Below are 26,224 nucleotides of genomic sequence, written 5' to 3' on the forward strand. Positions count from 1 at the left end.
AGTTTATATGGCAATTGAATATTTAGGACTAAGCGAAATAAACGGCCCTCTGGTTGTCCTGGAAGGCGTGAAAAACGCTTCCTATGAGGAAATCGTAGAATTTCACATGGATGACGGAACACGTAAGATCGGCCGTATCATAGAGATCTATGAGGACAAAGCTGTTATCCAGGTTTTTGAAGGAACAGACAGCATGTCCTTAAGCAACACCCACACCAGACTGACCGGACATCCTATGGAGATTGGGCTTTCCCCTGAGATCCTGGGACGTACCTTTAACGGTATCGGACAGCCCATTGACGGATTGGGCGATATCACTCCTGAGGTAAACTTAAACATCAACGGACTGCCTCTGAACCCGGTAGCCCGTGAATATCCCCGTAACTATATTAACACCGGTATTTCCGCCATCGATGGACTGACCACCCTGATCCGTGGCCAGAAGCTGCCCATCTTTTCCGGCAATGGTCTGCCCCACGATAAGCTGGCTGCACAGATCGTACAGCAGGCCTCTCTGGGAGAGGATTCCGATGAGAAATTTGCCATTGTTTTCGCAGCAATGGGCGTTAAATATGATGTGGCAGAATTTTTCCGCCGTACCTTTGAGGAAAGCGGAGCCTCCGATCATGTAGTTATGTTTCTGAACCTGGCCAATGACCCGGTAGTAGAGCGTCTTCTTACACCGAAAATCGCCCTGACTGCTGCCGAATATCTTGCCTTTGAAAAAGGCATGCACATTCTGGTCATCCTGACAGATATTACCTCCTTCTGTGAGGCCATGCGTGAGGTATCCTCCTCCAAGGGAGAAATCCCTTCCAGAAAGGGCTATCCCGGTTATCTGTACAGTGAACTGGCAACCCTGTATGAACGGGCAGGTATTGTAAAAGGCAAACCAGGCTCTGTAACACAGATTCCGATCCTGACCATGCCAAATGATGATATCACTCATCCGATCCCTGACCTGACCGGATATATTACCGAAGGCCAGATCGTACTGGACCGCCAGCTCCATGGCCAGGCAATCTATCCGCCTATCAATGTACTGCCTTCTCTTTCCCGTCTGATGAAGGACGGCATTGGTGAGGGCTACACAAGAGCAGACCATCAGGATGTAGCCAACCAGCTCTTCTCCTGCTATGCCAAGGTTGGAGATGCCAGAGCCCTTGCCTCTGTTATCGGTGAGGATGAGCTCTCTCCGCTGGATAAAAGATATCTGGTATTTGGCAAAGCCTTTGAGAGTGAATTTGTAGGCCAGTCTGAGACAGAGAACCGAAGCATCACTGAGACCCTGGATAAAGGCTGGGAGCTTCTTGGACTGCTTCCAAGGGAAGAGCTTGACCGAATTGATACCAAAATCCTGGATCAGTATTACCATGAGACAGTACGCTAGAGAAGTGAGGTGATTACATGGATCCCAATACCTTTCCCACCAAGGGAAATCTCATACTTGCCAAAAACTCCCTGAAGCTCTCCCGCCAGGGCTATGAGCTGATGGACAAAAAGCGTAACATCCTGATCCGTGAAATGATGGATATGATCAATCAGGCCAAGGATATCCAGACACAGATCGACGTCACCTTCCGTACTGCATATGCAGCTCTCCAGAAGGCAAATATGGAGATCGGTATCGCCTTTGTACAGCAGATCGCAGGCACAGTTCCCATTGAGAACTCCATCCGGATCAAAACCCGAAGCGTTATGGGTACGGAGATTCCTCTGGTGGAATATGAGCCCACCACCAACCGGCCCACCTACGCTTACTACAGTACCAAAATGTCCCTGGATGAAGCTAAGGCAGCCTTTGAAAAAGTAAAAGAGCTGTCCATCCGCCTTTCCATGGTGGAAAACGCAGCCATCCGTCTGGCGGCCAATATCAAAAAGACGCAGAAACGTGCCAATGCACTGAAGAATATTACCATACCAAAATATGAAACATTGACCAAGGATATTCAGAATGCGCTGGAAGAAAAAGAACGTGAGGAATTCACCAGATTAAAAGTGATCAAAAGGATGAAGCAGGGAGCATAGCTGCAAATCCGGAATCAAAAAATTGCCAGGTAGTTATTTCCTGGCAATTTTTATTTTTCTGTAGAAATATTGCTAATGTCTGTTCCCTTCTCACTAACCTGATGTGCCTGCTGACCTGTAGAATTATACAAAATTCAGTTTTCATATTATGTGGAAAAGTATTTTTCAGACTATATTCTATGTGGATTATTATATATTACAGAATTGTTACATATCTTTTACATTATGCTTCATATCCATCGGAAGCACCTATACCCCTTTCCCTGCTCAGAGATTCTTTCATTCCGCTATTCAGCCTGATTCCAAATCAAATTCAAGAATATTCTGAAATTAATTCTCTATATTTCTATATTTTATCTTTTTCCCAAAATATTCTATGATTATTAGAATATAAAAAAGTCAATAGACTTCTTATATCTTTTTTAATATTTATGTCGATTTATCACTTTATACAAAACATTTGTTTTTTTCTTTTTTATGTAAATCAAGTATTCCACACACATAAAATGTGGATAATGTGGATAACTTTGTGCATAACTCTATTTTATGGGCTTTTCCTCAATTCTCATGTGTGGAAAAAATGTGTATGGTTTTCCACACCTTTTTCTTTTTTCGACAGAATTTGTGCAAAATGTTGAAAGTTCGATTTTCATCTCTGTTCTGCGCAAAAATACAACAAAAGGAGCCATAGGCTCCTTATGCATTCTCTATAAGATATTTCTGGGCGGAGACCACAGCATTGGCACCATCGGCCACTGCAGTTACCACCTGGCGGAGCATCTTTGTACGGACATCTCCTGCAGCAAAAATCCCCGGCGTACCGGTAATGCCTTCCTCTCCTGCAATAATATATCCGGCCTCATCCAGGGGCACCAGCTCTCCTAGCCATTGGGTATTGGGAATAATCCCCACAGCAATAAATACGCCATCTGTATGGATCACAGTTTCCTGTCCTGTCTTCACATTGGAAAGCTTCACTCCTGTCACTTGCTCTGCTCCCTGTATTTCCACAGCAACACTGTCCCAGATGATCTCCACATTCTTGCAGGATCTCAGGCTGTCCTGCAGGATCCTATCCGCACGGAACTCGTCCCTCCTGTGGACAACATACACCTTCTCGCAGATCCTTGCCAGGAAAATGGCATCCTCCACTGCAATATTACCGCCGCCGATCACCACAGCCCTCTTATTTTTGAAAAAGGCACCGTCACAGGTTGCACAGTAAGAAACTCCCATGCCGGACAATTCTGCCTCCCCCGGAATATCCAGAGTACGGTGGCTGGCACCGCAGGCCAGAACCACAGTTTTCGCTCTGTATTCATGCTTTTTTGTGCGGATGATCTTCTCACTGCCGGCATTCTCCACAGCCAGAACTTTCCCCCTGACAGGAGCAATTCCCAGCTTTTCCGCGTGATTTCCCATAGCCTCTCCCAGATCCATCCCTGAGATTCCCGGAAGCCCTGGATAATTATCCACCTCATAAGTATTCAGCACCTGGCCTCCCTCTACAAACTGATTATCCAGCCACAAAGCCTTCAATCTGCCCCTGACTGCATAAATTGCCGCACTGATCCCCGCCGGACCAGCCCCCAGAATCGCTATATCGTAAAGTTCTGACATCTCTCATACCTCCGTATTTTATGGAATCGCTATAGTAATAATAGCATACTGCCCATCTGTTTCCAATAAGATAGTAAAAAGTCCTCCTTCGAGGTTTCTATGAAAATTCTGAAAAAAATACTTGCCCTCACACTGGTCTTTGCCCTGGGGATAGGTGCAGGGTATGTGTCCGAACATCCTGTCACAGAAAATTCCCGTTTCCAGGCCTTCACAGAAAAGCTTTTCCAGACTGAAGTCTCCGCCAATGCCCTGACCCTCCACTATACACTGGCAGACCCGGCAGGGGCAGGGATCCGCCCCACAGAAATGACCCTGGGCGCCCTGGACACAGATTCTTCTGAAACAACCCGGCTCTGTAACGAATATGAGAACCTCCTCCGGTCCTTCTCTTACTCCAGATTGTCCAGAGACAATCAGCTTACACTGGATATGCTGCTTCTGTATTTCCACACCCGCGCTTCCCTGGGAGAAAATTACATACTGGAGGAACCTCTGGGGCCAAGTCTGGGAATCCAGGCTCAGCTTCCTGTCCTGCTGGGAGAATATGCCTTTCACTCCACCAGGGATCTGTCCGATTATCTGAAGCTTCTGGGCACCATCCGGCCTTACTTCCATAGTATTCTCCAATTTGAAGAAAAAAAATCCCAGGCTGGCCTCTTTATGAGTGATGCCACCCTGGATCGTATTCTGACTCAATGCCGTTCTTTTATCCGTGACCCCAATTCCAACTACATGGATGAGCTTTTCGCCCAGCGCCTGAAAACCTTCGGGAAGCTGACAGAAAAAGAGCAGAACCATCTCCTTACCTTCCATCACCAACTGATCACAAAACAGGTGATCCCTGCTTACCAGGAACTGATAGACGGACTGGAGAAGCTGCGAGGCACAGGCAAGACCAGCCGTGGGCTGGCATACTTCCCCGGTGGCAGAGAATACTACCAGTATCTTCTGCGTATCCAGACCGGCTCCTATGTTCCTGTAAAGCAAATCCAGAAACGGCTCTCTGATCAGCTTCTGACGGATTTCAGGCAGATCAAAGCTCTCATACAGACAGATTCCTCCCTGGTTGCTTCTCTGCAGAAATATTCCGGTCAGATTTCCCTTACTCCTGAACAAATGCTAAAAGAACTTCCCGGACTGATGAAAGAGGATTTCCCCCTATTAAAGAAGATCTCCTATGAAGTCCGCCGGGTTCATCCCTCCATGAAAAAATTCCTGAGCCCTGCCTTTTATCTGACTCCTCCGGTGGATACCCAGACTCCCAATGTAATCTACATCAACAACTCCAAAGGCACCTCCAGCCTGGAGCTTTTTGGCACCCTGGCCCACGAAGGCTTTCCCGGACACCTGTATCAGACTGTATCCTTTGCCAGAAGCGCTCCTGACAATATCCGCTATCTGATCACCAGTCCCGGATATATAGAGGGCTGGGCAACCTATGTGGAAGGCTACGCATACAGATATGCAGCCTCACTGATCTATGATATTATAAAAAATTCCTCTGCTGCCGCCTTTGATAACACACTCAGCTCTACACCTGACCGGAAGCTTATCCAAAATGCCACACAGCTGGCATGGCTCAGCCGCAGTACCAACCTGTGTCTCTATTCCCTGCTGGACATCGGCATCCACTACGAGGGCTGGGATCAAGGCAGAACCACAGCTTTTCTCAAAGCCTTCGGCATCACCGAGGAATCCGCAGTAAAAGAAATCTACCAGTACATTGTAGAAACTCCCGGCAATTACCTGAAATATTACTGGGGCAGCCTGAATTTCCAGGATCTGCAGACACGCTGCAGGAAAAAACTGGGCGATGATTTTAATCTGAAGGAATTTCACCGCCGGATCATGGAAATCGGCCCTGTACAGTTCCCGGTATTGGAAAAATATCTTTTCCTTTCCTATGCCTGATAGCTGCGGAAAAATTTCTGCAGCTTGGTAAGGGCCTGGGTCAGGGCCTCAGTCTCCTCCACATTCAGGTCCTTCAGGATTGCCAGAAGCATTTTCTCATGGAAATCCCTGTGGTGGCAGAAAGCCTTCTCCCCCTTCTCTGTGAGAGAAATCAATACTACTCTGCGATCCTCCTCACTGCGCACACGCTGGATATATCCCTTCTTTACCAGGTTATTCACTGCAATGGTCAGGGTGCCTACAGTCACATTCAGCGCCCTGGCTACTGTAGACATATTTTTCTGCTCCCGGATCCCCACTGCATCCATAATGTGCATATCATTTACAGAAATATTTTTATACTCCGGCGTGATCAGCGCCCGCTCTTCCAGATCCAGAATCTCATTAAACAAATTTACAAGCACATCATTGATCGCCTCATAATGGTTCATCCGGTCTTCCCCCTTTCACATATCAGTTACTGTCTCCGTTCTCAGTAACCTTTGTCTCTCATTATACACTATATTACTTTGCCTTACAAAGCATTTTTAGGCATTTTTTATCTGAGAATATAGTTATCAAGCGGATATTCGCAATCCGCTTCGCTACTTGATTCGGTTAAATACCTCTTTCTTTCAATAGTAAAGTTTGATATAATCATTACAATAATAATTCTGCCATTATCTATGGTATCAAAGGATCGATTTTATGAAAAAAAATAATATTCCCCTTAATTTCAGGGAAAAAAATAATTCAAGGATCAGCCTGCTATGTTCCGCGGCGGTTCTGATCGTATTGGTTTTCCTGATGCATCAGCTGGACTACGGCCTGATCACCAAGCCTGAGGAAAAAGCCGCCCAGGAAGCACAGAAGAAAGACGAAGAGGCAAAAAAAGCTGCGGAAACCCCGGAGATCACCACTGCAAGTGTAATCGCAGTCGGAGACAATCTCTATCACAGTAAACTGTACGAATCCGGTGAGTATGATTCCGGCAACTGGAATTATGACCATATTTATGCCAATGTTCTGGATGAAATCCAGGCTGCAGATGTGGCCATGATCGACCAGGAGACAGTCTTTGCCCCGGATCATGATTCCGTCAGTACCTACCCCTCCTTCGCAACTCCCCAGGAGGTTGGAGATGCCATCATCAAGGCAGGCTTCAATGTAGTGGAATCTGCCACCAACCATGCAGATGATTATGGATACGATTATCTGAAAACCACTCTGGATTTCTGGAGTTCCAAATATCCCACAATTCCTGTGCTGGGTATCCACCCCACCCAGGAGGACGCAGACATCGTCAAGGTCAAAGAAGTAAACGGAATCAGGATTGCTTTTCTTGATTATACATATGGCACCAACAACTCAGGTGCAGGCGAAGGCTACGAATACATGATCGATATCTTTGACAAGGACAAGATCACCACTATGATCCAGAAAGCCAAATCCATCTGTGACTGCCTTATTTTTGTTGCACACTGGGGTACAGAAGATGAGACCATGCCGAACGAATATGAGAAGCAATGGGCTGCCTTCCTTATGGAGCAGGGCGTGGATGTGATCATAGGCGGACATCCTCATGTACTTCAGCCTTATGGCCGTCTCTCAGATGACCAGGGACACAGCACACTGGTATTCTATTCTCTGGGAAATTTTGTTTCCACGCAGCAGGAGCTGCCAGAGCTGCTGGAGGGTATGGCAAGCTTTACCATTCAGAAAACAACCCTTAACGGCAAGAGCACAATTGAGATCCTTTCTCCTGAAGTAAAGCCTATGGTTATGCACTACAACCATGACGCAGGAGAATACGGACCCTATATGCTCTCTGATTATACCGAGGAGCTGGCTTCCCAGCACAGCGTCCGCAATGTGATCGGTGATGAATTCACCCTGGCAAACCTCCAGGCCAAATTTAAGGAGATCATGTCCATGAATGTGAAGCCGTCCACCAACACCAACCTGCTGAACGTAAAATTTGACTGGCAGGGCAACATGATCGACAAAACTACAGGAAATGTGGTAGAGGATACAGAATCCATCCATTCCTGGGAATACCTGAGTTCATCGGGAGATACTTCGGATTCTTCCGGCACAGGAGATTCTTCTGACACAGGAGATTCCTCCGAGGATGACGGAGACTCCTATGATGAATCCTATGACAGTTCCTATGATGACGGATCCTATGACGAATCCTATGATAATTCCTATGATGACGGATCCTATTAACGATTGATAATCTACAAAATAAAATAAACATCTGGTTTCGCACTCACTTGTATTATCCGGCAGTTACCTTGTCGGTGTATACAGGCTGAGCACTATGAAATCAGATGTTTTCTTTTTATTTTTACAGATATATAACTATTGAATTATTTTATATTCCCAGCAATCTGTGTGTATTTTCCCTGGTGACCTCAATAACTTCTTCAGGGGTTACCTGCTTCAGTTCTGCGATCGCCTGAACTACATAGGGCAGATACAGAGAGGAATTGCGTTTACCCCGATTGGGCTCCGGAGCCATGTACGGACAGTCTGTTTCCAGCACCAGCTGTGACAAAGAGGCATACTGTACAACCTCCTTCAGCTTCTTTGCATTTTTAAAGGTAACTACGCCTCCAATTCCCAGGTAAAGTCCCATATTCAAATATTCTGCGGCGATCTCACGACTGTATGAAAAGCAGTGAATAATTCCTCCATACATGCCTCCCTGCATATATTCCCTGACAATATTCAAGGTATCCTCCGCTGCATCACGGCTGTGGATCATAAAAGGAAGCTTCTCCTCCCGGGCAATCTCCATCTGGGCACGGAACATCTTCTGCTGTATCTCATGTTCCTTTTTCTCCTTATGCCAGTAATAATCCAGACCAATCTCTCCAATGGCGATCATCTTGTCCATATGGGAAATACAGCGGATCTCTGCCAGGGTTTCCTCTGTCATCTGCTCCGCATCATCCGGATGTACTCCCACAGCTCCGTATATAAACGGATACTTTTCAATCAGCTTCACCGTATCCTGCAAGCCATCTATAGATGCACAGACATTTACAAGCTTCTCAATTCCATGCTCCTGCATAGATGCAAGAAGCACCTCTCTGTCTGGGTCAAAAGCCTCATCATCATAATGGGCATGGGTATCTATGATCATTTTTATAATCCTCCTTATTGTCATTTTCAGACAGACCACGCTGTCAACAATGAACCCAAATTGCACTTTACGCCTACGGTAGCACATCCAATACAGCTTGTCCACATTTTTCAGCAAAATTATAAAAATCCCCCATTCCAGAATATGGATAATTCCGAAATGGGGGAAAATGTATTACTTGTGTTATTTTTTATTTTTCATCTTTTCTGCGGCGTTTAAAGAATACGGCTGCTCCGGCAATCACTGCTGCAGCTGCAAACAGTGCGATAAAGCCTCCGATTGGTGTAGAATCACCGGTTCTCACTGCAGATTTTCCTGAAAATCCACCTGTTGTATTTGGTGTATTCGGCGTATTCGGTGTGCCAGGTGTAGGTGTAACCTTTGTTGAATTCTCTGTATTCGTAATAACTACGTTTGCACTAAGATTATCATCATTCAAAGTTACCTGCGCATTATCAACTGTCACATCATACTTAAAGCTTGCTGCTCCCGCAACCGGCTTTCCGTTGGAATCAACCTCTGTCACATACAGGGTAATGGATCCGCTTTCCGGAAGTGCCACATTAACCTGAGCAGTTACTTCTGAACCACCGGCCAGATCTAACGGTACAATATTCGCAGAAACATCTGTTGAAAGCTGTGTGAAGCCCTCATCTGCAAAAATTCCTGCATAGAAGATCTCATTACTGTTCTTTGCTTTTCCGTCACTGCCAACCAGCTTCTTGGTAATGTTCAGTTCAGCTTCCTTATAGTAACCATCCGGAATATTCTCAAACTGGTTGTCAAAGTATACTGTCGTGCTGCCGTCAGCATTGTCAACTGTAACTGCATTTCCATCTGAGAAATCTACCATATACATAGTTCCATCTGCACATATATTTGCCAGATAACAGGTTCCGTCAGACTCACACTCGCCTACATAATAGGTCTGTCCCTTCTCCAGTCCTGTAAAGGTTACCGTAGATGCAGAAGCGTTCTTAAAGTTAAGTGCCAGCACATCAGAAACTCTCTGTGTACAATCAGCATCTGAATACAAAGCCACATAATAAGTTGCATCCTCAGCTCCGATCACTGTTCCGTCAACAGTTACCAGTTTCTTAGTTACAGATACGGAAACGTCCTTGCTCTCTTTCTTCTCATCTTTTACAAGAAGTGTATCCTCACTGATGGCTGTTGTGGTATTCGCAGTATCGATCGTTCCATCCTCATTCAATTGGAATGTGGTATCCTCTGCCACCTTATAGCCCTTCGGTGCTGCTGTCTCATGGAGAGTATAGACAACTCCCGGTTTCAGATCTGTAAGAGTATAAGCATCCTTACCGGAATCCCATTCAGCCACTACCTTGCCATCCGGGTCAATCACCTGAAGGTGAGCACCACCCAGAGCCTCATAGGTGTCGGCGTCTACTTTGCTGATTTTGACTGAGGCATCCTTGGTTTTAACATAATCATTTGTGATTGTAATGGTTGCTGTCTCTTTGTTTGTTACGGTTACTTTTCCACCATCTACACTGTAGGTAGTAGTCAGTTTATAACCTTCCATATCTGCATTTGTCTCTGTCACTGTATATTCGCCAAGCGGCAGGTTCTGGAATGTATATTTTCCATCTGCAAAATCACTGTAATGAACAGTTTCTGAATATCCATCCGGTCCTGTAACCGTAAATGTCATTGCTGCTTTCTGCTCTGCTGTAAGAGCGGAATCAGAAACATCACCTGTAATAGATTTAACAACTTCAAGAGTTCCGGATTTCAGAGTATTGGTAATTATATATCCGGTACGGGCATCTCCGCTTACAGATGCTTCATATCCATCTACTGTGCCAACCTCTTTTACTGTATAAGCAATTGTAGTTCCACCATTCTTCTCATCCAGACCAGTCCAAGTATAAGTCCATTTGTTTGCTTCATTTAAAGCAACCGGACTTCCACTTTCCCGTCCATCTGCATAAAGCTGGATCTTAATTTCTGATGGTCTCTTGTTGCCCTTGTTATCATTATCAACCCATGCTTTTGTTACCGTCACGCTAGTCCGACCTGGTGTATAGCTATTGGTGATATCGTATCCATTAATTGTTGTAGAATAACCGGCTACTGCATCCTCGGTCACTGTGTAGTTAATTGCAGTGCCATTTTCATATTTCGGCAGATCGGTGAAACTGTATTTCCAGTTATCTTTTGCTGTTACTGTCTTACTGTCTACCTTTGTGCCATTCGCCAGAAGATTGACTGTGATACTGGATGGTCGGCTGCCATCCTGATTTCCACCGTCTGACCAGGTCTTGGTTCCGCTTATGTCAACTTTCTCTTCTGTAGTCTGATTATAGATATTCTTAAATATTACATCAGCAAAAGTGTTATCAGTTACCTCTACAGTTGCTGTACTTCCCGGCTTCTCATTTGCAGTCACTGTCCAGGAATATCCTTCTACAGAAGCGTCGGTTTCTGTCACGGTATATGTACCGATTGGAAGGTTCTTCACTTCAACAGTTTTTCCGGCTTCCACTGAAACAGTCGCCCCTGCCCCGGTGTTTCCGTCTTTGTCATAGAAAACTCCATCTTTAGATACCGTAAAGGTATAAACCCTAGATTTCTCAAATCCATCCGGAACTTCCAGCGTTTTAGTGATCTTTAGGCTTCCCTTCTTTACACGGTTTATAAAGTTCGCTTTCTTGTCTGCACTTGGCAGCACATAGGTTCCATCCTTTTCTGTCAGCGTATCGTTTTCACTCTTTACTTCGTTGACTTTGAGTTTGTTGGCCGTACTGTCTGTCGCGATATTGACCTTCACTGTATATACAGCGCCATCATAAGCAATACCAACATCTGTTCCTGGTTTCTCCTTTATGGTCAGAGTATAATCCCCTGCCTTCTTAAATTCAATTCCGTTGAATGTAATGTTTCCGTCTGCATCGTTGGTGAACTTACCGTTCGGAATGATCACGTCAGCTGTCGGATCTGCTGTTACAACAAACTCATAAGCTCCCGCTTCCAGGGTTCCACCTTCCAGTAACTTACTTGCCTTCAGATTCAGGCTTGCACCATCAAACTTCTGATAGGTATTTGTAAATGTTACATTTGTATCGCTCTGGTTTTTTACTGTCACAGTTGCTTCATTTCCTACAGTTCCGTTTGCTGATACTGTCCAGGTGTATCCATCGACAGATGCATTTCTTTCTGTTACAGTGTATTCACCGATTGGAAGGTTCTTCACCTCCACCATTTGTCCAGCCCCTACTGTCACAGTTGCACCAATGTAGGTATTTCCATCCTGATCATAACATTTTCCATCTTTTGATACAGTAAAAGTATAGGATTTTGAATTCTCAAAGTCTTCTGGTGCAACCAATTGCTTAGTGATTTTAAGACTACCTACAGCGGCCTTATTTGTTACAATAATTTCACCATACAGATTCGTATTTGCTGTCTTTGCTGCTACATCAAGCTTTCCTTTTTCTACAGCATTTTGAATTCTAGTATTTAAAGTTTCCTTGGCGTTTCCAGGATTCCAGAAATAATACTTTCCAGAATCAACCTGATACCCTTGCGGAGCTTCTACTTCCTGATAATAGTATAAGGTATCTGCAATTAACGCTTCGTCATTGGTGCCTTCTCTTGGATATGTCAACCCTCCATCATTACCAACTTCAAGATGATTTCCTATCGTTTGAGTTGTTACATTTCCTTCATCATCAATACTAACCTTTACAATATCGAATTTAGCCCCTTTTAAAGGAGTACTTGCATCTTCTTTTGTTTTTTTCAACCTAATGTGATTATTATCCCCGTTTAATCCAGCTGAAGATTGAACCACCTGATACGACTTTGAATCTGTATCTGTTTCAATGTACGTTGCACTGCCACTCAGATTTACGGTATTGTTTACACTTACATTTTTACCAGCTTCCCCAGACAGCTGCGCATAGAAAATCAATTCCAAAGCCTTATTATCCGGAACATTTACAACCAATTTTCTTGTAGAACTATCATATGAATAATCTAACGCAGGATTGTCACTCTGATCTTTTGTATTTCGCAATGTCATTGGAAATGTCTTATTAATAACCAACGTCAGATTATCTGGGATAATATCTGTCAAAGTCAAACCACCAGAGGTCAGATTATCTGGCAATAACTGAATTGCTGCCGGATTGATAGTAACTATGTATTTGATATAGTTAGTTATATTATTACCGGAATCTTTATGCTGCTCAGATCCTTTCTTTACCACCTTAAAATCAACCCATACTGTGTGCGAATCTTCTTTCTCAATTGTTCCATCAACAATTAGAGAAGCAGAATTCTTAAATTCTACACGTTGAGTTTTTTTGTAATATTCATCATTTACTTTGAGTTCATAATTAAACCCATATCCTAACGATCCAATACCCTTAAACCGAAAATATACAACACCTTTTTCATTTGTATCAACAGTCACGATATCCCTAATCTTATTATTATCAATATTTGTGCATTGACTGTTTTGCACTTTAAACATAGAAGTAATACCACTAAAAGTTGTTCCCTCAGGAAGCACATCTTTCACAACAACTTCTTTCCCTGTATAGTCCAGGTTTGCCCAGTTTACTACTATTTTATATCTGATTGTTTTATTTGCTTCATCGTATTCTGCTCCATCCGCTTGCTGTTTATTAAGTATCTCCCCTCCCTGTACTGTAAAGTCAGCATTTACCCAAGGATTATCGTCTAATTTACATTTATTCTTATATGTATATCTGGTGGTTGACACTGTACCAGTAGTAGGTATTTTGCTATAGTCATAATTACTTTTATACGTAATCACATACTGAATAGAATTTCCATTTTCAACTGTTTCATTTGGAAAAGTAATATGAAAACCTTTTTTGTCAGAATCAACTTGTACCTTTTTTGAAACCTCATTTCCATCTTTATCTGTCACCTTTACAGAATTGTCTACCAGAGTCATGCCATCCTGCAATTCATCATGAAAAACATGTTCCCCACTGGAAGCAATTGTGACAGTTGCTTTCCAGTCAGCAGTATTTGCACCACTTTTATTATTTGTGAAATAAGTACATTCTTTCGTTACAGCAGGAATTGTTTCAACTCCTATTTCTTTTGAACCTGTGAAGGACTGTCCTTTTCCATTACTAAATTCATAATCATTTTTTACATTGACATTTCCAATCGTTGACTGTACGTTGTCAGGCAAAACTGTTGTATAGGAGAGCACATATTTTCCCATGTAATTTGCATCAGTAAATGTATATCCATTTTTAATAGCTGACCCTTTGATCATAAACGTATTTCCGTCATCTTTTGTTACTGTAACATCAGCATCATCAGAAATAGAAACATTTATACCAGGAATATCCTTAATAACAGCCCCATTTATATTCAGCGGACTTCCGGCATTAATTGTAATGGTCCAATCAATTGTCTTGCTGGCTGCATTGTAGGTTCCATTTTTCTCTGCCCATTTTTTGTGAAAAGTAGTAGTTACCGAATTTCCGGATCGCTCAGTTTTTCCTTGTGACTGATAAGTATAGGAATTTGTCTTAGTAACAGAAACCTCATTTTGTCCATTGTACATACTGCTGTAATTATCTATGAAAGCCCAGTACTCAATCACACAAGTATTATTTGCAGCCATATCTCCCAGGTTAAAGCTTGCTGTTTTATTGTCTGCTGAACAATCTGGCTGCAGGGTTATATCTGAACCATTCTTTTTAATCGCAAAACTATTTGTATCAAATGAAAGACCCTCTCCCAAAGTATCTTTGATAACCACATCATTTTCAGCCTCATTTGCCGTAACATTAATCTGATACTTTATTTTTCCATTTTTGTAATCTACCTCTAATTGTTTTTTTTCAGTAGACAAATAACTGTTTGTATCCTCCTGAAAATGAAATGTCTCTGTCTTAGATGCAACTGGGAATGTTACAGTAATTGTTTTTTCAGTAGTAATCTGAGTTTTATCAAACTTAAATCCGCAGCTGAAATAACCATTAAGGTTGGACAGGTTAGCAATTGATGCTGCTGAAATATTTAATAATATCTTTCCACCTTCAACATTGTAAGTACCCATTTTTTTATTACTGTTGTTAAAAATATCGCCCGAGGAGGTGATTTCTTTAAAAACAGACGGTAATGAATACTGATAAGTAATATCCGTTTGGGGTTTCTCTGTATTAGGGATCTCATAAGTCACATTTAAACGATAGGTACTGTTTTGGTCTAACTGCTCGTTTGTTTCAATATCAGTCCATATTCCATCTGTTTCTTTTTGAACAGATTGGCTTTTAACCCATGCCGACGGTAAGTCTGTATTAGTAGCACTTGGAACATTATTAGATTCCTCTGTCCCTGCTGCCTCCATTTCCACTGCAGGTGCTTCATTTGAAACTATTTCAGTTTCTGGAGCAGGGGTAACCGCTTCCTCTGTCTGTGGTTCTTCAGTCGGCTGTGCCTCTTCTGTCTGTTCCTGTTGTTTATCTGTTGAATCCTGCGTTGAGGTTTCCGTTTGTTCCGATTCTCCTTCCGTAGGAATCTTTTCCTCCGGTGTTTCCTCCACCTGTTTCTCAGGTTCTTCCTCCGTCTGTGCTGCCGGGGCTTCCGTTACTGTGGGAACCGCAGCTTCGCTGCTGGCGTAGATAACACTGGTAGTTGCCTGCTGGAAGATCATCAGGACTGTCAGTATTGCTGCCAGATAGCGTCTGACTTTCGTCGTTTTGCTTTTCATAATGTCATCCTCCCTTTGAATAAATATTTTCTTATTTCCCTATTGTAAATAGCAAATACGGATGATAAATCCGTCTGCCGATGAGACATCATAACTGTAAAATGACCAACAGTCATGATACTTTATCTCATTATTTGAGTATAGCATCATAAATTTTCGGATTCAATATTTTTACTTTTAAAAAAAATTATTGTAGGACAGTTCCGTCGATTTGCCCAATTTTTTTATTGATTCTCGAAAATTTTCGTATTCAAAAAAATAGAGAGGATGGGACAATATTTATATGTCACATCCTCTCCGTTCTGGAACTGTCTATTTTATAAACAGTACTTTTATCATTTTACATCAATCTACAAACTTAAATTCAGAATCGTTTGTAGTAAATACTGGAATTACCGATAACGGTGCAGCACACGTCACTGTACTTCCTCCTTCGTAAATTTTTCCAGTCTGTACTTCTTTCCAAGTCCTTCCTGCCGGCAGATAAACAGTACGCTCACGCATTCCTTCATAAAGAACCGGTGCAACAAGAATATCAGGTCCAAACATGTATTCATCATTAACATCCCAACAAGCTTCATCATCTGGATTATCATAAAATAACGGACGAATAACCGGTGTTCCTTTTTCATGCGCTTTCACCATCTGCTCTTTTACATATGGACGTAATGTTTCACGAGTATCAACAAGACCTTTTAAAATCTTATACACGTCTTCGCCATAACTGTAAATTTCGTTTTCAGCACCACTTCCAAATGGCTGATTCCACATTTTAGCAGCATTAGAAATAGTAAAATCAATTGGATCGCGAAAACCATGAAGCCTTGTAACAGGACAGAATAAACCAAACTGGAACCAACGAATTAAAAGTTCATGGAATTTGGGATCATAAATATTACCGCCCGTAAAACCACCAATATCAGTTGTCCACCACGGGATTCCAGAAAGTCCTACGTTTAATCCTGCAGCCAGCTGATTTCTCAGGAAATCGAAGGTAGAATGTGTATCACCAGACCATAAAAGAGCGCCATATCTCTGACTTCCTGCCCATACACAACGAAGAAGATTCAAGATGTTTTTCTGACCTTCTTTTTCCATACCTTCATAAAACGTTTTGGCATATTCCACAGGATAATAATTAGACACCTTCACAGCTGGACCTTTATAGTATCTAAAATTATCATAATCATAATGGAACATATAATCTGGCTCTGCCTCATCCAGCCAGAAAATACGAATACCATACTTATAATAATTTTCTTTTGCTTTATTCCAGACATACTCTCTGGACTCTGGATTAAACGCATCAAACAGATATTCGTTACCCATAAACTGCATCTGTACAGCGTTTGCACGTTCGGAACGTACTAACAGACCTAATTCTTTCATTTCTTCATAATTTTCGCTATTTACATCTACAGTTGGCCAGATGGAAACCATTAGCTCAATTCCCATACTTTTTAGTTCATCCACCATAGCCTGTGGATCTGGCCAATACTTTGGATCAAATTTCCATTCTCCCTGATTTGTCCAATGGAAGAAATCACAGACAATCACTGAAATAGGAATTCCTCTTTTTTTGTATTCTCTCGCCACATTCAGTAACTGTTCCTGTGTTGTATAACGCAATTTGCACTGCCAGAAACCAGTTGCATAATCAGGCATCATAGGAACTTTTCCAGTAGCATTTGCATATGCTTCCTCAATTTCAGCCGGAGTATCACCTGCCGTGATCCATAAATCCATATGCTCAGTGCACTCTGCAGTCCACTCTGTCAGATTATTTGCAAATGTAACACGTCCAATTGCCGGATTGTTCCAAAGGAAACCATATCCTTTATTAGAAAGAGCAAACGGAATGCTTGACTGAGTATTTCTCTGAGCTAGCTCCAGGCAGCATCCTTTCATATTTAACTGCTTTTCCTGTCTCTGACCAAGACCATAAATTTTTTCTCCATCCTGACCTTCAAAACGAAGAGTAATTTTATAATCACTAGAACCGATCAATGGCTTATACTCACGTCCGCAAATTGCAAGGGGACTTGTCTTTGCACCACCATTATTGACTCTCCATCTCTCTTCCAGAAGGACTTCCCCTTTCTGGTTATAATATGTCAACCATCCAAATTCATTAAAGGATGCGGTGATTTTTCCGTTTGTAATACTTGCTGTTTTTCCATTCACTTTAATTTGTGCTGTACAAGGAACCTGGTCATCAAGCAAAGCCCATGGCTCTTGGGATATTGATGCTGTCTTTGTACCACGAATTCGTAAACTGTTTTCGCCCCATGGTTCCAATTGTAAAAGTTCACTGTCATTTCTGTAAATCAATTTGTTTCCATCTACTTTAAATGCCATAACGTTACTCCTTTCTACGGATTCATCGCTTAATGTTCTTTAGGCCTTTTCATGTACCCATACTGTCATTTCATTTTCACCTCTATTTGCCCATGCATAATATGGAATATAGGTCAGATCCACTGGTTCATATTCCCAATTAGTATCCGAAGCATACAGTACTGTCTCATCCTCTAATTCTTTTAATCTGTAACCTTTCGTATGGATTTCATTAATGCCCAGTAATTTATCCGTTCTACGTTCAAGTTGCAGCTCAGAGTCTTTTGGAAGATAAATTCTTTGTAACCCCTTACCATTGTCTACTTCTTCCAGACAGTATACAAGTGGACCACACTGAATTGCCACTTTTCCAACATCTTTAGACACTTTTGGATTTGCATAAACACGTTTTGGTTCGAAATCAAGTTCCAAAAGAATGGTATCACCAGTATTCCAAGCACGTTTCAGATGTGCAAAACCATCTTTCACTTCTGTCTGTACTTTCTCACCATTTACCATAATACTCCATTTATTACTACTCCATGCTGGAATACGAAGACATATCTCATATTCTCCTGCTGTTTTTAAATTGAATTTAATCAATCCTTCATAGGGATAATCTGTTACAGTTTCCAATTCAATTGTTTTATTCTCCAGATGAATTATAGCCTGATCCGGTACATACAGATTTACATAAATTTGATTTTCTTTAATTGTATAAATATACTCGGCCAGGGAAGTGATCATCCTGCTCAAGTTTGGAGGACAACATGCACAGCCAAACCACGCCGGTCTTACAGGTAGCACATGCGCTCTATCTGGGTTTTCCTTGCTGATAATCGGATCTACTTCCAATGGATTTACATAGAAGAAACTTTTCCCATCCAGAGACATTCCGGCAAGACAGGTATTATACAATGCACGCTCCATCGTATCTGCATAATCACCTTTCTGTTCTGCTTCCAAAAGTCTCTTTGTAAAGAACATCATTCCCACAGATGCACAGGTTTCTCCGTATACCATATCATTTGGCAGATCATAATCAGAAGTAAACATTTCAGCTTTTGGTGTAGAACCAATTCCGCCAGTTACATACATCCTTCTCTGAACCATATTCTGATATAAAGTACGGCATGTATCCATCAGTCCTTCATCCTTTGTCAGTCGCGCTACATCAACAGCTCCACTTGCCATATACATACATCTTACCGCATGTCCTTCGAATGACTTCTGCTCACGAATTGGTAAATGATATTGTTCATATTTCGGACCATTGCTGTACATTCCATATGGTGGATAAAGATATGAGAAATGGGAAGCATGATTTCTTTTTTCAAATTCAATATCAAAGTAATAGGGCTTCTTTCCTCTTTCATCTATAAAATATTTGGCAAGTTTCAGATATCGTTCCTCATTAGTTGCCTCATACATTTTTACTAACGCAAGTTCAATTTCTTCATGTCCTGGATATCCATGTCTTTTGTTTTCTTCGGGTCCGAAATTCTGATCAATCAGATCCGCCATCCTGCACATAATCTTTAATAGTTTATCTTTTCCAGTTGCCCTGTAATATGCTACAGCAGCCTCCATCATATGTCCTGCACAGTAAAGTTCATGGCATTCACATAAGTTTGTAAAACGGTTCTCTGGCTCTTTAATTGTAAAGTATGTATTTAAATATCCATCTTCCTGCTGAGCTTCTCCAATCAGATCAACTGTATCATCAACAATTTTTTCCAACTCTTCATCTGGATCACTCATCAGTCTGTATGCAACGGCCTCCAACCATTTCGCAAGATCACTGTCTTGAAAAACCATTCCATAGAAGTCGCCCTTTTCTCTTCCTGCTGCAATCTTAAAGTTTGCAATACAATGACTTGGATAACCTTCATCATTACCTTCTGCCACACTAAAATTCTCAATACTGTGATCCGGCACTGCATCTTTCGCCACATCGTTTAAAATATCCCACTGATAAGGCAAAACCTGTTCTTTTACTAATTTTGAAACTCTTCCAAGAAGACCCGATGTAATTTTCACGTCATTAATAGCCGCATGCATAGTTTGCTTCTCCATATATTTGCTCCTTTAGCGATACAGGATGCGCTGTATCATAAACACGCATCCTGTATTAATAACATAATTTTCATTTATAGTATTATTATTCTGCCAAATAATACATATCTGCATTATCAGCAGTTACAACAGCGCATCCTGAATCTCCAGTTGCTGGTAAGGATGGGAAGCCTTTTGCATACCAATCATCTGCAGATTTGATACAATCCTGGTTTGCAAGCATGTAAACATAAATCATACTCCAGAAACCTTCTGCGTATGGAGACTGCGACAGTGTTGCTTCAACAGAGCCAGATTTAATGGAATCAAGTGTTGTTTTATCAGTATCAAAGCCTACCACTTTAATTTCTCCTGTAAGTCCCGCTTCTGAAAGTGCAGTTTCTGTTCCAAGGACAGCCTGCTGAAGTGCTGCAAAAATGTAATCAATATCACTATCTGTAGACAGTAAACTTGAAAGATTAGTAGCTGCTTCGTTTTCATCATTGCCAGCATCCACAACCTGTACCATCTCAATATCAGGATATTTATCAGCAAGCTCAGTTGTAAATCCTTCAATTCTCTCATTAATATTGGATTGTCCTGTACGTGTCAGACAAGCAACTCTTCCTTTTCCGCCAAGCTTCTCACCAATATAATCTGCTGCCGTTACACCAGCCTGATAGTTTGATGTACCAAGGAAAGTAGTTCTTTTACTATTTGGCGAATCAGAGTCAAACGTTACAATTGGAATACCCGCATCAATTGCATTGTTAATCGGATCTACATAAGCATCAGCGTCCATACAGGTAACCGCCATACCAGTTGGATTTAATGCAATAACCTGTTCCAGAGATGTGACAGCTGAATTAACGTCATATTCAGTTGTTCCGCCATATTTGGCTTCTACGCCAAGCATCGCTGCTGCATCCTGGAATCCTCTCCAGCACTCTGTCCAGAATGAATATCCTGACAGAAATGTTACCATGTAATAAGTCTGATCCGGATGTGCCTCAAGCTGCAGACCATCTGCGAATACTGTAGTTCCCATGGTAGCGGTTGTCATTGCTGCTACTAATCCTGCTGCTACAAGTTTTTTTGCCTTCATTCTTTTTTCCTCCTAAACTTTTATATAGTTTTTAAGTTTTTATGCTTTGCAACACGTCATCCGTGCATATGCATTCATTTATTAGACTACCTTTTTGTTATTTATGCAAAATCAATTTTTCTTTCTATTGCTAAGTGCATCAAATATGATGGCAAGAATCAAAATTGCTCCTGTAATAAAGTTCTGCCAGTGAACAGATACATTCAGAATTACAAGGATATTACTGATAACGCTCATAAGAACTACACCTAACACAGCTCCTGCAACCGTTCCCTTACCACCTGTAAGGCTTACACCACCAATAACAGCAGCTGAGATAACTGTCATTTCTACACCAGAACCAGTACTTGATGTTGCAGTTCCAAAACGAGAAGCAGTAAGAACACCCGCAAGACCAGAAAGTGCACCGGTAAGAACATATACCATTGTTTTTACAAGTCTTGTATTGATTCCAGACAGCATAGCTGTTTTTTCATTACTTCCTACAAAAAATACATTTCTTGCAATCCCTGATCTACGAACAAGAATATCACCGATTACAACAAGCACCAGACATACTAAAAATAATAATGGAAACTTCCCAACAGATCCGGATCCAATAACACGAAAAGCCTTTACTCCTGGTGCATCCTGCAAACCAATAGAGCCACCATTTGTAAGAACATATACAATGCCTCTTGCCATCTGCTGCATACCTAATGTAGTAATAAATGCATTCAGATTCAAATAACCAATCAGCAAACCATTTATACTACCGCAAAAAATTCCTACTAGTATTCCTACAATACATGCCATCCAGATGCTCCATCCATTGTTTGTAAGAACTACAACACAAACTGCACTTAATCCAAGTACTGATCCAACTGACAAATCAAATCCGCCGCTTACTAATGCCAATGTCATTGCAATTGCAATAATGGCATTACAGGAAAATCCAATTGCCGTCGTTCGCAAATTGGTCACTGTAAGGAACGCCGGGGATAAAACTGATATAAACACTATAAGTACCAAAAGTATTACCAATACGGAAAACTCTTTCATGGAACGAATATTTTTCCAAACAGAATTTTTCGATCCTTGTTCTTTTGTTGTTGCCACATTTTTCATACTTCATTACTCCTTGTCACTAAATTCGGAAATAGTAGTTACTATCTGATTCTGAGTTAATTCGTCTCCAGCTATTTCTCCTACTACTTTTCCTACGTTTATCACTACAACTCTGTCGCAAACACCTACTGTTTCCGGCATTTCAGAAGAAATAACAACAATGCTGATTCCTTCATTACTTAGTTTCCTTAATAACTGATGGATTTCTGCCTTTGCACCTACATCAATTCCTCTTGTCGGCTCATCCAAAAACAGAACCTTAGGTTTCATAGCCAACAGCTTTGCAAGCATTAATTTTTGCTGATTTCCACCAGAAAGACTTCCTATATTCTGTGATGTGGAAGAATATTTAACATTCAACATCTCTTTATATTTTGCTGTAATATCTTCCGCATGTTTTTCTGATAAAAGACCATTTTTACAAAAAGCTGAAATTTGTGGTGCAACTATGTTTTCAACCAAAGACATTTCCAAAAAAAGTCCATCTTTTTTCCTGTCCTCTGTAAGATAACAAATTCCTGCTTTGGATGCATCTTTACAGTTATTAATGGAAATCTGCTTTCCATATAAATAAATATCTCCTGATTGCCGTTTGTCAATTCCGCATATAGCTCTTGCAATTTCTGTTCTACCTGCACCAACGAGTCCACATAATCCTAAAATTTCACCCTTATACGTGGAAAAGCTTACATTTGAGAAATAAGGTTTACGAGTCAGACCCTCTACTCTTAATACCTCTTCACCTCTGGATTTGTTTTTTTCAGGATAAAGATTTCCAAGTTCTTTTCCTACCATATTGGAAACAACATATTCTGGATTCGTATCTTTTACCTGAATTGTTTCAATCTTTTGTCCATCTCTCATAATTGTAATCGTATTACAAATGTCAAAAATTTCTTCCATTTTATGGCTTATGTAGAAAATTCCAATCCCCTGAGAAGCAAGTCTGTGAATGATTTCAAACAAACCTTTTGCCTCTTCATCATTTAAACTGGAAGTAGGTTCATCAAAAATAAGAACCTTACAATCTGAAGATAAAGCTTTTGCAATTTCTACCATCTGCTGCTGTGCAACACTTAATGTGCTAACCAAAGCAGCCGGATTGATGTTTTTACCACTTTCTCCAAACTGATCCAGAATTTTTCTTGAAGCATTGTTTAGAACTACATTATCAACCATGCTCTTCTTAGTAGGTAAATGACCAATAAAAATATTATTACCTACTGTCAGATCCTGACATAATGCCAATTCTTGATGCACAAAACCAATTCCCGCCATCTGTGCATCATTCGGATTACGAAAATGAACTTCTGTGCCATCCAAATAAATAGAACCACTATCTGCTGAAAAAACTCCTGATATAATATTCATCAATGTTGACTTTCCTGCACCATTTTCACCAACCAGTGCGTGAATCTCACCTTTTTTCAGTTCTACTGATACACCTTTCAATGCATATGTACCAGTGAAGTGTTTCTTTATATCTGAAGTTCTAAGTATTACCTCATTATTCATTTCAGTAACCCCCTCCTTTCTTTTATTTTCGTTTCTGTTTTTTCTTTTTCGATTATGTTTATATTTTATCTCTTTTTTTCATTTTGTCAATCATTTTTGTTCATTTAAAACCATTTTGTAAATAATTCACAGATATAATTGTTTATTTTTGTTCATAACTTTTCTTTGGTTGTTCATTTCTTTTCTTTTTTCAAAAATAAAGTTTATTTTTGTCAGTTTACATGTTATAATATAAAAAGAACATCTCATTCTAAAGCGATTAAACAGGAGTTTATATATGTTACCACTCAAGCGTCTAGAAGAAATAAAACGAATTCTAACTGAAAATAAGCAGGCTGATGTGCCTTCCCTAGCTCAAGAGCTAAATGTTACAGAAGCTACTATCAGGCGTGACCTGGAAAAATTAGAAAACGAACAGTTCCTTACACGTACACACGGCGGTGCTGTACTAAATGAACAGGAACCATCTGAAAGTTCTTTATTTCAGCTACCGGATACAAACAAAGATATCTATTCCAATATTGGAAAAATTGCATCTCAGTTTATTCAGAATAGTCAGGTTATCTTTCTCGGCCCTGGCTCTTGTTCCCGTTTTATCGTGCGCAACTTGCAGGCTAAAATAAATGTAACTGTCATAACGACTGATTTAATGGTTGCCCATGATTGTGCTGCACACAGTCCCAATGTATCTGTAGTCATTCCTGGCGGAAATCTAAATCCGTCCACTTTAAATCTTTCCGGTACCATGACATTCAATTCACTTGACAATTTTTACTTTGATATTTCATTTTTTGATATAGATGGTATTACCATGACACGCGGATACTCTGTTTCCTCATTGAATAAAGCCTATTTAATACAAAATATATTTAAAACCTCTAAACAAAATTTTGCTTTATGCCCATATGACCGCTTTAATTGTGAAGCTCCGGCAATCGTAGGAGACATCAATATGTTTCCCTCTGTTATTACTAATGAACGGGTAGATGACCTATATAAAGAATACTACTTCCAACACAATATTCAGGTATTTGCCACCTTTAATATTTAAATATCTTATAGTACATCAGAGGTATATTATGAATAATTTTATTCTTTCATGTAAAAATATAAGTCTGACCTTAAATCAGGTTCCGATTATAGAAAATATTAATTTCTCACTTTATCCAGGTGAATTTCACTTACTCATGGGCGAAAATGGGGCTGGTAAGACTACTCTTGCAAATATTCTTTCAGGAGTTTACCCTTTCAAATCTTATTCCGGAACCATTATATTTAACCAACAGGAGCTTCGCTTAACCACTCCCCGTGATGCTATTAAGAAAAAAATAATCACTATTCATCAGGATACCCATCTTTATGAGAATATGACTATTGCAGATAACCTGTATGCAAACTTACCTGCCAAAACAGCTCTAAATAAATTTATTTCTTCCAAAAAAAGAATTCAACTTGCAAATAATTTTTTCCAAAAGCATAATGTATCTATTGATTCTTCACGGATGGTTAATGAATGTAGTGCTGTTACCAAACGCAAAGTAGAACTTTTAAAATTATATCTTATGGAACCTGATTTGCTCATTCTTGATGAGCCTGTGGCTTTTATGAATCCTTACGAAATCGAATTTTTTCTTGACATAATAAAGCATTTTAAAAATAAAGGAGTTACGATTCTTTGTATCTCGCACAAATATCAGGCATTTTATGATCTAATAGACAGATTTTCTATTTTTTATGATAAAGAATTAAAAACAACCTTCACCAGAGAAGATATCGATAATGGAAATATTAACAGTCTCCTGTTTGCAGATTTCTGTCAAAGCCGCTACCCTAAAATCCAGGTAAAAAAAGGAAAAGAAGTATTGTGTACAGAGCACCTTGCCACAGATGGATCTCTAAAAGATATTTCTTTTTCCCTGCAACAGGGAGAAATCCTAGGCTTTTTCGGTCGTTCCGGATCTGGCAGAAACACCTTATCCAAAGCTTTATTTGGAATCGAGCCATTAACTAGTGGTACTATTTATATTGACCGACTTCCAACCAGAATCACATGTCCTCAGGATGCCCTGGATTTAGGACTTGCTTACATTACAGATGAACGAATAGACACTGGATTGTTTTCCAATCTTGATCTTCTGGAAAATGTTTACTCAATTAAAGAAAATAATCTAGGACGTTTTTGGGCACATACAGCACTAGAATATAACCGTTATTATAAATATACAAAAAAACTAAATTTAAATCTGAATCCTCACATGAATCCAGATTCTCTTTCTGGTGGCGAGCAGCAAAAGTTAATCATGATGCGTTGGCTTATGTCTTCTGCTCGTATATTTATTTTTAATGAACCTACCCAAAGTATTGATGTTCCCTCAAAAATAGATATATATAATATGTTCAACGATTTGCTTTTAAAAGGTGCTTCTATTCTTGTTTTCAGTTCTAATCTCGAGGAGCTTATGGGAATCTGTGACAGAATTATATTTATCAAAGATGGAACTGTTTCCGGTGAAATATCACATGATGAAAGCCCTTCCTCCATTCAGGATTTAATTTAGCTTAAAACAAAAAGCGAGACTCTTACCACACACGTTATGTGTGTAGTAAGAGTCTCGCCGTTTCATCACGATACGGATGGAATCTTTACCCGTTGAGACTGATGACACTGCAAATCTACATCTGTCACCTA

The 26,224-nt window shown here is 40.6% G+C and carries 15 protein-coding genes; 6 read left to right on the forward strand and 9 right to left on the reverse strand.

The window, feature by feature from the left end; all coding sequences use genetic code 11:
* Nucleotides 1-7: 7 nt before the first annotated feature.
* Together H8Z82_RS04030 and H8Z82_RS04035 are read left to right on the forward strand one after the other, a co-directional pair.
* Nucleotides 8-1,390, forward strand: coding sequence for a V-type ATP synthase subunit B (locus H8Z82_RS04030; protein WP_186994336.1), 1,383 nt, complete (start codon nt 8-10; stop codon nt 1,388-1,390).
* A gap of 17 nt (nt 1,391-1,407) precedes the next feature.
* On the forward strand, nt 1,408-2,028 hold the full coding sequence (locus H8Z82_RS04035; RefSeq protein ID WP_186994337.1) for a V-type ATP synthase subunit D: 621 nt from the start codon (nt 1,408-1,410) through the stop codon (nt 2,026-2,028).
* Nucleotides 2,029-2,724: 696 nt separating this feature from the next.
* Here the strand turns inward: H8Z82_RS04035 and trxB are convergent.
* A complete protein-coding gene (trxB, locus tag H8Z82_RS04040) occupies nt 2,725-3,648 on the reverse strand; it encodes a thioredoxin-disulfide reductase (protein WP_186994338.1) in 924 nt (307 codons plus the stop codon).
* Between the two features lie 99 nt (nt 3,649-3,747).
* Between trxB and H8Z82_RS04045 the strand changes: the two genes are divergently transcribed.
* On the forward strand, nt 3,748-5,559 hold the full coding sequence (locus H8Z82_RS04045) for a DUF885 domain-containing protein (RefSeq protein ID WP_186994339.1): 1,812 nt from the start codon (nt 3,748-3,750) through the stop codon (nt 5,557-5,559).
* Here the strand turns inward: H8Z82_RS04045 and H8Z82_RS04050 are convergent.
* Entirely contained in the window at nt 5,550-5,990 is a 441-nt protein-coding gene (locus H8Z82_RS04050; protein WP_186994340.1) for a MarR family winged helix-turn-helix transcriptional regulator, read from the reverse strand. The genes H8Z82_RS04045 and H8Z82_RS04050 overlap by 10 nt on opposite strands.
* A gap of 256 nt (nt 5,991-6,246) precedes the next feature.
* Here H8Z82_RS04050 and H8Z82_RS04055 point away from each other — a divergent pair, with 256 nt between their 5' ends.
* Nucleotides 6,247-7,767: a CapA family protein gene (locus tag H8Z82_RS04055; protein WP_186994341.1), complete on the forward strand. Its 1,521-nt coding sequence runs from the start codon at nt 6,247-6,249 to the stop codon at nt 7,765-7,767.
* A gap of 148 nt (nt 7,768-7,915) precedes the next feature.
* Here the strand turns inward: H8Z82_RS04055 and H8Z82_RS04060 are convergent, their stop codons facing one another.
* From H8Z82_RS04060 to H8Z82_RS04090, 7 genes are all read right to left on the reverse strand, one after another.
* Nucleotides 7,916-8,689: a TatD family hydrolase gene (locus tag H8Z82_RS04060; RefSeq protein ID WP_186994342.1), complete on the reverse strand. Its 774-nt coding sequence runs from the start codon at nt 8,687-8,689 to the stop codon at nt 7,916-7,918.
* A 190-nt stretch (nt 8,690-8,879) separates the two neighbouring features.
* Nucleotides 8,880-15,416 carry a Cna B-type domain-containing protein gene (locus H8Z82_RS04065; RefSeq protein WP_186994343.1) on the reverse strand — a complete coding sequence of 2,179 codons (6,537 nt, stop codon included), beginning with the start codon at nt 15,414-15,416 and terminating at the stop codon, nt 8,880-8,882.
* Between the two features lie 345 nt (nt 15,417-15,761).
* Nucleotides 15,762-17,774 (reverse strand): glycoside hydrolase family 31 protein, encoded by a 2,013-nt coding sequence (locus H8Z82_RS04070; RefSeq protein ID WP_186994344.1) that lies wholly within the window; start codon nt 17,772-17,774, stop codon nt 15,762-15,764.
* 39 nt (nt 17,775-17,813) lie between these two features.
* Nucleotides 17,814-19,829, reverse strand: a complete 2,016-nt coding sequence (locus H8Z82_RS04075; protein ID WP_202018825.1) for a glycoside hydrolase family 127 protein — start codon at nt 19,827-19,829, stop codon at nt 17,814-17,816.
* A gap of 85 nt (nt 19,830-19,914) precedes the next feature.
* Entirely contained in the window at nt 19,915-20,913 is a 999-nt protein-coding gene (locus H8Z82_RS04080; protein ID WP_186994345.1) for a substrate-binding domain-containing protein, read from the reverse strand.
* Nucleotides 20,914-21,024: 111 nt separating this feature from the next.
* On the reverse strand, nt 21,025-22,020 hold the full coding sequence (locus tag H8Z82_RS04085; protein WP_186994346.1) for an ABC transporter permease: 996 nt from the start codon (nt 22,018-22,020) through the stop codon (nt 21,025-21,027).
* 6 nt (nt 22,021-22,026) lie between these two features.
* Nucleotides 22,027-23,535 (reverse strand): sugar ABC transporter ATP-binding protein, encoded by a 1,509-nt coding sequence (locus tag H8Z82_RS04090; protein ID WP_186994347.1) that lies wholly within the window; start codon nt 23,533-23,535, stop codon nt 22,027-22,029.
* Between the two features lie 277 nt (nt 23,536-23,812).
* Between H8Z82_RS04090 and H8Z82_RS04095 the strand changes: the two genes are divergently transcribed.
* Together H8Z82_RS04095 and H8Z82_RS04100 are read left to right on the forward strand one after the other, a co-directional pair.
* The gene (locus H8Z82_RS04095; protein ID WP_186994348.1) at nt 23,813-24,586 is read left to right on the forward strand and encodes a DeoR/GlpR family DNA-binding transcription regulator; all 774 of its coding nucleotides are present in this window, start codon (nt 23,813-23,815) and stop codon (nt 24,584-24,586) included.
* A gap of 28 nt (nt 24,587-24,614) precedes the next feature.
* A complete protein-coding gene (locus H8Z82_RS04100; protein WP_186994349.1) occupies nt 24,615-26,093 on the forward strand; it encodes an ATP-binding cassette domain-containing protein in 1,479 nt (492 codons plus the stop codon).
* The last annotated feature ends 131 nt before the right edge of the window (nt 26,094-26,224 follow it).

The sequence above is a fragment of the Blautia difficilis genome (genome assembly GCF_014297245.1).
Classification (GTDB): Bacteria; Bacillota; Clostridia; order Lachnospirales; family Lachnospiraceae; genus Blautia_A; species Blautia_A difficilis.